The sequence below is a fragment of the Tildeniella sp. genome (assembly GCF_059505325.1).
Genome location: NZ_JCACKI010000053.1, coordinates 99047 through 108755 on the forward strand (window position 1 = coordinate 99047; position 9709 = coordinate 108755).

The following is a 9709-nucleotide window of genomic DNA, read 5'->3' on the forward strand; positions in this document are numbered from 1 at the left end:
AGCGATCGCTCCTTTAAGATGGGTAGCGGGAAGTAGCGCACTGCTGACCTGTAACCAACTCTAGCTTTGCTATGACTGATGCTAATGCTGCGATCGATGTCCGTATCGCTCAAACCAATCAGCGCTTAAAAGCAGCACAGATGGGCTTTCAGATTGAGCGACGGGGACAAAAACTAGGGCTGCGAGGTATGCTGCCACCACGCCCCGGCAGTTTACGGCTCAAGCCATCACAACAGCGCCTCAGCCTGGGACTACCAGCCACACCTGCTGGCTTGAAGCAGGCAGAGCAAACGGTGAAGGTGATTGCGGCACAGATTATTCAAAACTCGTTTGACTGGCGGCAGTACGACAACGGCTCCGGTTGGGGACGCTTAGACCAATTGGGACTGGCACAACAGGTACAAGCGTTTGAGCAGCACTTTTTCACAGAGCTATCGCGGTTAAGCCATTCCGCCTCCGCTAAAACGACCTGGGAGACTGCTTACGCGCCCTATTTGCGGAAACTGGAGGCGATCGCACAGGCAAACCCTCAACTGAGTTTCGTCGAAGCTATCTATGCCACAGTACGCGCCACAGAGGATCATTCTCGCAGCCGTCAAATCTGCTGCACAGCTCTAAGCGCTCTGGCTAAGTTTCTGAGCGTTGAGTTGCCGATCGATTTGAAAACCTTCTGGGGAAGCTACGGTCTGAGTCAGATGAGAGCACGCGCACTACCGTCTGACGAATTAATCGCTACAACCTGGGCGACTATTCCCAATCCAGGTTGGCAATTTGTCTATGCGGTGATGGCAACCTATGGCTTGAGAAATCATGAAGTGTTCTTCTGCGACTACTCTATGCTGACCCAAGGCAAGTCAGAAGCCAATATTCGCGTCCTTGATAGTACCAAAACGGGGTCTCACGAGGTTTGGCCCTTCTATCCAGAGTGGGTCGATCACTTTAATTTGCGATCGATCCAGCTACCCACCATCCAAACCGATCTCAACCAAACTACCCTCCAGCGTATCGGACAGCGCGTTACCTCCCAATTCCGTCGCTACGACTTGCCCTTTTCACCGTATAACCTGCGTCACGCCTGGGCAGTCCGCACTATTCACTTTGGCTTGCCCGATACTGTAGCCGCCCGCATGATGGGTCACTCTGTCGCCGTCCACACCCGCACCTACCATCAGTGGCTCACCCACCGCGATCAGCAGCAGGCAGTGGAGACGGCGCTGAGTCGGAGTCGGTTGGCTGCGCCGGGGGTGGGGAGTGGGGAGTGGGGAGTAGGGAGTGGGGAGTAGGGAGTAGGGAGTAGGGAGTGGGGAGTAGGGAGTAGAGATTTTAGATAGCAGCTTGTAGATTGAGAGTAGTAGGCTACCGCTTCACCTTTTCACTCCTTACCCCTCACTCCTCTCCCCTCACCTCCTATGGCAACTATTCTCAGAGACTGGAGTTATCAATATCAGTGGGTTTACGATAGCTTTGCGCGGTTGGCGGCGTTGAGTGTGGGTGGAGAGCGACGCTTTCGGCAATTGGCATTGGAGGGAGTACCGATCGCCCCTGAAACTACCATCCTCGATCTGTGCTGTGGCAGTGGGCAAACAACGCAATTTTTAGTGGAGCGATCGCGCCATGTCACTGGGTTAGATGCCTCGCCGCTGTCGCTCAAACGCGCCTACAAAAATGTGCCCCAGGCAGATTACGTAGAAGCCTTTGCAGAAGCGATGCCCTTCTCAGATAACCAGTTTGATGTGGTGCATACCAGCGTGGCACTGCACGAAATGGAGCCACAGCAACTTCAGCAAATTCTCAAGGAAGTGCATCGCGTCTTACGATCGGGCGGTTACTTCACGCTAGTTGATTTTCACAAACCAACGAACCCGCTTTTTGTACCCGGACTAGCGCTCTTTCTGCTGCTCTTTGAAACCGAAACCGCATGGGCGTTGATTCGTACCGATCTCGCTGCACAACTCGAAGCAACTGGCTTTCAGCTTGTGAAGCAAACACTCCACGCGGGTGGTAGCCTTCAAGTGATTCAGGTAAAAAAGTTGCCCTAATCTGCTGTGTCGTGGGAGGTGCAATGACCAAGAAAGAGTTGCGACAATCGCTGTTGCAAACTCGGCGATCGCTCACGCCCGACCTTTGGCAAGCAAATAGTCATCAGCTTTGTGAACATCTGCGATCGTCTGCTCTTTTTACCCAGGCTCAGACGGTGCTTGCGTACTTCAGCATTCGGCAGGAACCGGATCTGCGTACACTCTTTGGAGTTGAGAAAGTCTGGGGCTTTCCGCGCTGTGTGGGCAAAACGCTGCACTGGCATACCTGGCATCCTCAAGCTTCACTGCCACTTCAATCTGGCGCTTACGGCATCCTGGAACCGCATCCAGATTCGCCCATCATTGAGCCGAAACAAGTGGAGCTGCTGTTGGTGCCTGCGATCGCCTGCGACACCCGTGGCTACCGCTTAGGCTACGGCGGCGGCTTTTACGATCGGCTGTTAGCATCCCCAATGTGGGCAGAAAAACCGACGATCGGCATTGTCTTTGACTTTGCGTATCTGCCTACACTGCCTGAAGATGCGTGGGATCGACCGCTCACAGCTATTTGTACAGAAAAAGGGCTGTTCTTTTCAGACCAGCGTTCGTAGAATTTCTGAAGCTAGACTGCATTGGTTGACCATTAGAACTTGACATTCTTCCTAAAAACTAGAGATACTGGAAAGCTGACTGTCTATTCCTGCTCGGATCAGGTCGGACACACTAAAAGCCTGCGATTACTTTCGTAGGCTACCTGTACGGCAACTCTTAAGGTGTTTTCATGACTTCTTACGCAATTATCGAACTGGGCGGCACACAGTGGCGCGTAGAGCCTGGTCGGTTCTATGACATTAATCGTCTTCCGGCTGAACCCGATACTCAGATTACGATCGACAAAGTGCTGTTTGTTCAAGATGAGGGTGAAATCAGCGTTGGGCAACCGCTTGTTGAGGGAGCAACGGTCGAGGCAACAGTGCTACAGCATTTGCGCGATCGCAAGATTATTGTCTACAAGATGCAGCCCAAAAAGAAAACCCGCAAAAAGCAAGGGCATCGTCAGGAGCTAACTCGCTTGATGATTGATAGCATTAATGTGGGCGGTTCTAGCTCCAAGGCAACCAAAAAAGGTGCGCCGACAGCGGTAGAACCCGAACCTGTAGCAGCGGTAACGCAAGAGACTGACGACGTTTAGCCGATCTGATGAGGCTCGGCTTCATGCTGAGCGATCGATCAATAGTTAATGTGAATTAGACTTCTGTTAGAAACAAGAGAGACTGAGGGGACTATGGCTCACAAAAAAGGTACAGGCAGTACACGCAACGGTCGCGATTCTAATGCTCAGCGCTTGGGCGTTAAGCGCTACGGTGGACAAACCGTGAAAGCAGGCAATATTTTGATCCGGCAGCGAGGCACCAAAGTTCACCCTGGTAACAATGTGGGTCGCGGCAGTGATGACACTCTGTTCGCGCTCATCAACGGCATTGTCACTTTTGAGCGCTACGGCAAAAGCAAAAAGAAAATTAGCGTCTATCCTGTTGCTGAAACAGCCGTCGCTGAACCTGTAGCAACAACCGCATAGTTACAACAGAACTCACGCGCTAGAAGTCGAAAAAGGCGGCAGCTTTTGAATTTTTGGCATGATTTCTTCACTGCACAAGGCTACGTTTCTCAAGCATTTTTAAGCTCTCAATCAGTAGCCATTTCTTCCAAAATTTGGCTTTCGGTTGAGAGCTTTTTCGTGGTTTTTGACTCAAGAAACTCTGCCACCTCGGAACTCATAGCCTTTGACAAGGTAATAGTTTTTAATCCAGATACCGAAGCGGAAGATCGCGATCGTCTTTCGCTCTGAGGTGCGATCGAACTGAGCCAGTAACTTTGGTTGTACCGGATGCCAATCATCCGACAAAATCAACGCATTGCGACCTTTGAAGGCTGCATCATCGGTATACCAAAAGTCGAATTGGTCAATGCGATCGGAGATTGCCATCACATTTTTATCATTCAACTGATACGCCAATGCTGAGGCAGAGCGATAATCTGTCGTGGCGAGAAAGCGATCGATGCCAACCGCTTCTGTCTGCATTTTAACTACATCTGCAACCTCATTCCAACCAAACAACATCCGCGAATCTGGGTCAGTTTCCCGATCGAATAAAGCAGATAGTGGAAAAATGCTGTAATGCACAACTAACAGCGTTGCAAACAGCAACCCGTAGAACTGTGCAGCGAAGAAAAGGGGCTTGTGGGATAAGAAATGAAGAGGGTTTTGAGTTTTGAGTTTTGAGTTTTGAATAGTGCTTTGTATCGTATTACTGAGGAGTTTTGAGTTTTGAGTTTTCAATTCTGACTGCTGACCGCTGTAGCTTGCTTCTCCGAAGGAGTTCGCTAATTGCTCCTTCTCAAAAACTGCTGGTAGCAACGGAAACAGTAACAAATACGCTGTGATATTCCAGTAGTATAGTGCAGCAGAAAGTAACGAAATTCCTGTAAGAGTAACGGTAGAGATGATGAACACCCAAAACGCAACTGTGGGATAAATGGTACGTGTGCCAAGCGATCGCCTAATTCGTTTCACCCCTTGAAAGAAGCCGAAGCAAAGCATAGGCGAAACCAGCAGAATCGAAAATAGCACAAAGTTAAAAAAGGGTGAGAACTTAAGGCTAAAATTACCTGTGCCAACGCTACGATCGACATAGTAGCGAAACGACTGAAAATCATTAGAAAGATTCCACAATACGATGGGAATGAAGGCAGTGAGTGCGATCTCTGCTGCTAAATATAACCGTCGATCGCGCCACAAGGGTCGTAAACGCTTATCTGCTACCAACGTCGCTGCAAAACCCAGGATGACGAAAACCGCGTTGTATTTGGACAATATTGCTAGTGCGATCGCTCCTGCTGCTGCATATAAACGCCAGCTTTCGCCTTTTCCATCTGCTATATAGCTATCCAGAAAACGAATGAGTTGGTATGCAGAAATTAATGAAAACGTAATCAGTAAATGGTCATGCCACGCCAGCGTTAAAAATAAGAAATAGAGTGGAGATGCCAGTATCAGCAACACAATTAACCAGAGCGATCGCTGTATTTTATTGCCGTAAAGATAGCGAATAATCTGATAGTAAGTATAGAAAAAAATTGCATTACTCAATACGTTAGGCAGCCGCAACGTGAATGTAGAACGTCCCAAAATGGCGGTAAAAAATCCTTGAACCCAGGCTTCTAACGGTGGATGATCGTAATAAGAAAGTGCTGGATGCTGTCCCCAAAGCCAGTAATACGCCTCATCAGGATTGGGGAAAGTGGCGAACCAAAAGACCAATCGCAGCAGGATAAAGGCAATAAGAAATGGCAAGAGCGATCGTGGCATGAGGAGAATGTTTGTTGGGTTGTGTCAGACTGTCAAACTAAGAGGACGTTTGAAAAGGTTTGAGCAGTCAGATTTTATGCCAACCGCCGCACCATGATACGGATCATCGCCAGATAAATCAAAGTCTCCGCTGTTTCTGGCAACCACTCATAGTCTTTGACAAGGCGGCGGCAGCCCATGAGCCAGCCAAAAGTCCGCTCCACCACCACCTTTTTGGGAGCAACACGAACCCTTTGGTTTACTCTGAGCGCAAGACGACCTGTACGCTCCAGCGGCAAACAGCCATGACCCACTGCGGCAACGGCGTACCATACTGTGCAAGGTAATGGAACCATTCATACCAGGCAAGCCGCTCAAGCAGAGTGGCAAAACTGGCAACAAAAGGGCTTATTCTTGTTCATGCTGCCCAAGTATTGCTCTGAGATGAACGATATTGAAACCGAGTGGCATCAACTCAAAACCCAGTAAATTGCAGGACAGATGTTTGACAACGAGTATTACCTGGTAATGGCTGTCATTGATGGCATGGCAGCTCGCAGTCAAACAGATGGGCATATACTGAAACGTTTTAAGTTTAATTCCGCCTAGCTACTTATTGTCCATTGAAGCATTGTTTAGTTGAAAGAAATGCCCGATTAAATACAGCGAACCACACAAGACGGTGAGGGGAGTATTTGTTTGAGACTGCATTCTGGCTGAAAGCTGAGACGTTGAACTGCTGTCTGTGGCGGCTGCTAAAGCGGAAAGCACGTCGGGGTAAGTTTGACAGGTTGCGAGATCGGGGCAAATTTCGTGGGCGATCGCCGCTAGTGCTTCAGGATCAGCGGTACTGTGGTCGGGAACAGGCACCAGGTAAAGCCGATCGCCCGCTCTCAGTAATGCTTTAAATACATCCGCATGGTCTTTGGTGGAAAGCATTCCCATGACCCAATGAATCGATGTACTGCGGTCAACGCCGATCGCGGGGCTATCCACAAACTGCCGCAACACTTTAGCGCTGGCGGGATTGTGTGCACCATCAATCAAAAGCTGATGTCCTTCCCAATGGAACCATTGCAGTCGTCCTGCCCATTTTGTTTTAGCAATGCCGTTTGCGATCGTCTCGTCTGACACCTGCCATCCTTTTTGGCGGAGGCTCTGGAGGGCAGCGATCGCGAGTCCGGCATTATGACGCTGAATGTCTCCGAGAAGGGGCGATCGATACTTGAGCGCTTTAACGACAACCACACTATCTGCTGCAAACGTTGGAGAGTCTGATTCAACATCGTATGCCTCGGTGCCCTGATATTCTGCCCAACCGTCGCCTAGATCCTTAGCGGGTGGCGGATACAGAGTGGGACAGTTGAGTTCGACAATACGGCGATGAATGACCGCAGCGGCTTCGGGCGGCACCTGCCCAATCACCGCAAGGCAGTTAGGTTTGAGAATGCCTGCTTTTTCCCAGGCAATATCTGCCAGCGTGGGACCTAAGCGCTGCCAATGTTCGCGGCTAATGGAGGTGATGATACTGGCTAACGGGCGATCGCACACATTCGTCGCATCCAGTCGTCCACCCAGCCCAACCTCCATCACGGCAAGATCAACCTGCTGTTGTGCGAAGTGTAGCCATGCAGCAGCCGTAAAGATTTCAAACTGGGTGGGGGATGGTTCAAGCGATCGGCTAGCGGTAATGACTTGCTGAAGTACCTGTTCCAAATCGCTAGTAGCGATCGGCTGTTCCTTGATGCAAATCCGCTCTTGCCAACTGACCAGATGCGGTGAGGTATAGCGTCCCACCCGATAGCCTGCTTCCGTCAGCACCGCCGAAAGATATGCACAAACGGAGCCTTTGCCATTACTGCCTGCCACATGCACGATCGGCACCTGCTCATGAGGATTGCCCAGCACGGCTAAAAGCTGTTGAGTCGATTCCAGTTCCAGTTTGACCCCAAACCGGGCAAATTGTTGCAGTGTTGCGTCGATATCCAAACTTTCTGCGCTCTCTGCGTCTCTGCGGTTCTACTATCTTAGGCTGTACCGCAGAGGCGCGGAGGACGCGGAGGGCAGGACTATTTTGGATCGACGATCGCGCCCATAAACAACACGGTTCCAGTCTGGTTGTCACGAATAGCACAGAAGAAGGGACGATCGACCACCATTTGAAACGGTTCGTTCATGGGCATGGAGGTTGTGACGATGCCGATCGAGGTCGCTGCTGCTGCTTCGGTGCCTTCTTCGTTCACGTCCACAAAGGTTTTGTGCTTCACCTGATCAATCTTGGTGGCTACAGTACTCAAGTTGTCAAAGGTGGCTTTGTTGGCATCAAAGGCGATCGGCATTCCCAGAGCGGACAATGCTTTTTTCAGTGCCACATCATATTCCAGCTTGAAGCGAGGCACCTGCACTGAACCCGGTTGCTTTCTAAATTGCCCCATCCACTGCTGCCAGTTTTCAGCAGTCAACGTTTTTGAAAAGTTAGATAAGTTAGATGACTGCTTCGGCAAGAAGATGTACATACTCACCTTCTGTTTGCCGTAAGGAAGGCTGACCGCTTGAAACTGGTCATTTTCGTAGTACTTATAGCTGCCAGTTTGCGCCATCATGGGGTGGCTTTTCTGACGACCCTTCGACATGTAAAAGGGTTTATTAGTGGTGTCGCTCTTATCAAACGCCTTTGTCCAGCTTCCTTTGAAATAAATGGCATTAATCAAGAACATTACATCATCGGGCTTCAGGCTATCAACAATTTGGCTAATTTTGCCACGAGTATTTTCTTTTACCCAGTTGTTGATAGTGGACGTGGCATTAGGAGCCGCAAAGTCTAAATCTGTGACCTGTGCGCCGTAAAATTTCTGATTGTGTTGCATGAAGGTCGGCTGAAAAGGAACGCCCTGCCGCGCCCAGAGCGAATTGGCGATCGCCAACTGTACCCCACTATCAGGATGCTCCAGCAGTGCTTTCAAATTTGCGTTTCCCTGATTGAGTTCATTTAAGCTCATCCCCTGAAGCTCAAGGGTTTTTGCCATCTGCTGTTGCGTGGCACCAGTGGCACCGTTGTAAGCCATCGACAGCGCGATCGCCACACTCGATGGTGAGACAAACACATTTTTGCCGCGATCTTGCTTCAGCAACTCTGAAAACAGCTTGAACCCAAAGGTCGTATTCGCAGTGACAAGCTTTGGATTAACGGTTTGAGGCTTCTGCATGGCGATCGGCTGTAGTTGTGTCGGCTGAGGAGTAGCAGTTGCCGGATTCACACTCGTTGCCTTCAAACATCCCATCAGCCCAAGCAGAATCAAACTGCCGATCGCCACCACACCTGTCCGTCGTAAGCCATACTGACTCATTTCCGCACTCCTGACCAAACGCTACATGATGCTTTCTACACTTCCACGATCTCATGTTCGGGATGGAAGGACGCGATCGTTGCAGATTTGGTAACTGAAGAAACGATGACCTGGCACAATCCCAATCAAACCCAGGCTTTGCAGCAGACTCTCTTATCAATTTGTCATTTCCTCTCTGGGTAAGGTTCCTGTTGAGCGGTTACCAGTGACCTTTGCCTCACCACTAAGATCTCTCGTTAGTCCGCTCCAACCGGGTTATTATGCCGTGCAGCTTCAAGGAGCTTTAAATAGATTGACAATTTCTAGCCCATCAATACTTGAGTATCCAAGATTTTCTGTGTAAAGCGTGTGAACATTTGCTTCTAAGCCAGCAGCAATAATTATTGAATCCCAATGAGATAGAGTAAAACGGCTCATCAAAGTCTCCGTACGATTAATCACGCTCCATGTTGGAAGTGCTGTGTACCAAACCTGTTGCAAGTCACGAATAGACTGATAGGCTTGCGCTCTGTCGTATCCCAACGATTCCAATTTGCGACTGGCTGCTAAATACTCATGAGAATGCGATCGCCCAACCTCCAACCTCCATCATTCAACCTCAGAGCGCGACCATTCGACTTTCAAGTGCGTATAGCCTTCGGCATTCAAGAAAAGCGAAGCTTTCCAAAGGAGTCGTTGCTAGTTAAAACACGATCGTTCCTGTTTCAAGCGCGTTAGCGAAGCTTTCCAAAGGAATCGTTCTTATTTGAAGTGCGATCGTTCTTGTTTGAAATGCGATCGTTGCTACTTCAAGTGCGATCGTTGCTACTTCAAGCGCGATCGTTCCTACTCTGAACACGATCGTTCTTATTTGAAGTGCGATCGTTCTTGTTTGAAATGCGATCGTTGCTACTTCAAGTGCGATCGTTCTTGTTTGAAATGCGATCGTTCTTATTTGAAATGCGATCGTTCTTGTTTGAAATGCGATCGTTGCTACTTCAAGTGCGATCGTTCTT

Annotated in this window: 11 protein-coding genes and 1 pseudogene; 6 read left to right on the forward strand and 6 right to left on the reverse strand. The window is 49.5% G+C overall.

Going from position 1 to position 9709, the window contains the following annotated elements; genetic code table 11:
- Nucleotides 1-71 precede the first annotated feature (71 nt).
- The 5 genes from AC5JO6_RS18720 to rpmA all read left to right on the forward strand — a co-directional run bounded on the left by AC5JO6_RS18720 (nt 72) and on the right by rpmA (nt 3597).
- Nucleotides 72-1283, forward strand: a complete 1212-nt coding sequence (locus AC5JO6_RS18720; protein ID WP_496082580.1) for a site-specific integrase — start codon at nt 72-74, stop codon at nt 1281-1283.
- Between the two features lie 126 nt (nt 1284-1409).
- Nucleotides 1410-2039 carry a class I SAM-dependent methyltransferase gene (locus tag AC5JO6_RS18725; protein WP_496082581.1) on the forward strand — a complete coding sequence of 210 codons (630 nt, stop codon included), beginning with the start codon at nt 1410-1412 and terminating at the stop codon, nt 2037-2039.
- A 23-nt stretch (nt 2040-2062) separates the two neighbouring features.
- Nucleotides 2063-2629, forward strand: a complete 567-nt coding sequence (locus AC5JO6_RS18730) for a 5-formyltetrahydrofolate cyclo-ligase (RefSeq protein ID WP_496082582.1) — start codon at nt 2063-2065, stop codon at nt 2627-2629.
- A 170-nt stretch (nt 2630-2799) separates the two neighbouring features.
- Complete coding sequence (gene rplU, locus AC5JO6_RS18735) at nt 2800-3210, forward strand: 50S ribosomal protein L21 (RefSeq protein WP_496082583.1); 411 nt, start codon at nt 2800-2802, stop codon at nt 3208-3210.
- Nucleotides 3211-3303: 93 nt separating this feature from the next.
- Entirely contained in the window at nt 3304-3597 is a 294-nt protein-coding gene (gene rpmA, locus AC5JO6_RS18740; protein WP_496082584.1) for a 50S ribosomal protein L27, read from the forward strand.
- Nucleotides 3598-3768: 171 nt separating this feature from the next.
- On the opposite strand, the gene AC5JO6_RS18745 is transcribed toward rpmA, so the two are convergent.
- Together AC5JO6_RS18745 and AC5JO6_RS18750 are read right to left on the reverse strand one after the other, a co-directional pair.
- Nucleotides 3769-5388 carry an ArnT family glycosyltransferase gene (locus AC5JO6_RS18745; RefSeq protein ID WP_496082585.1) on the reverse strand — a complete coding sequence of 540 codons (1620 nt, stop codon included), beginning with the start codon at nt 5386-5388 and terminating at the stop codon, nt 3769-3771.
- A 74-nt stretch (nt 5389-5462) separates the two neighbouring features.
- Nucleotides 5463-5633 (reverse strand): annotated as a pseudogene (locus tag AC5JO6_RS18750) (transposase); the annotation flags it as partial.
- A 70-nt stretch (nt 5634-5703) separates the two neighbouring features.
- Between AC5JO6_RS18750 and AC5JO6_RS18755 the strand changes: the two are divergent.
- A complete protein-coding gene (locus AC5JO6_RS18755; protein ID WP_496082586.1) occupies nt 5704-5856 on the forward strand; it encodes a transposase in 153 nt (50 codons plus the stop codon).
- A gap of 120 nt (nt 5857-5976) precedes the next feature.
- Here the strand turns inward: AC5JO6_RS18755 and AC5JO6_RS18760 are convergent, their stop codons facing one another.
- The 4 genes from AC5JO6_RS18760 to AC5JO6_RS18775 form a co-directional block, all read right to left on the reverse strand.
- Nucleotides 5977-7356, reverse strand: a complete 1380-nt coding sequence (locus AC5JO6_RS18760) for a bifunctional folylpolyglutamate synthase/dihydrofolate synthase (RefSeq protein ID WP_496082587.1) — start codon at nt 7354-7356, stop codon at nt 5977-5979.
- Nucleotides 7357-7436: 80 nt separating this feature from the next.
- The gene (locus AC5JO6_RS18765; protein ID WP_496082588.1) at nt 7437-8714 is read right to left on the reverse strand and encodes a serpin family protein; all 1278 of its coding nucleotides are present in this window, start codon (nt 8712-8714) and stop codon (nt 7437-7439) included.
- Between the two features lie 273 nt (nt 8715-8987).
- Complete coding sequence (locus AC5JO6_RS18770) at nt 8988-9245, reverse strand: hypothetical protein (protein ID WP_496082589.1); 258 nt, start codon at nt 9243-9245, stop codon at nt 8988-8990.
- 151 nt (nt 9246-9396) lie between these two features.
- Nucleotides 9397-9709, reverse strand: a 313-nt coding sequence (locus AC5JO6_RS18775) for a hypothetical protein (RefSeq protein ID WP_496082590.1), incomplete at its 5' end; no start/stop codon positions are given.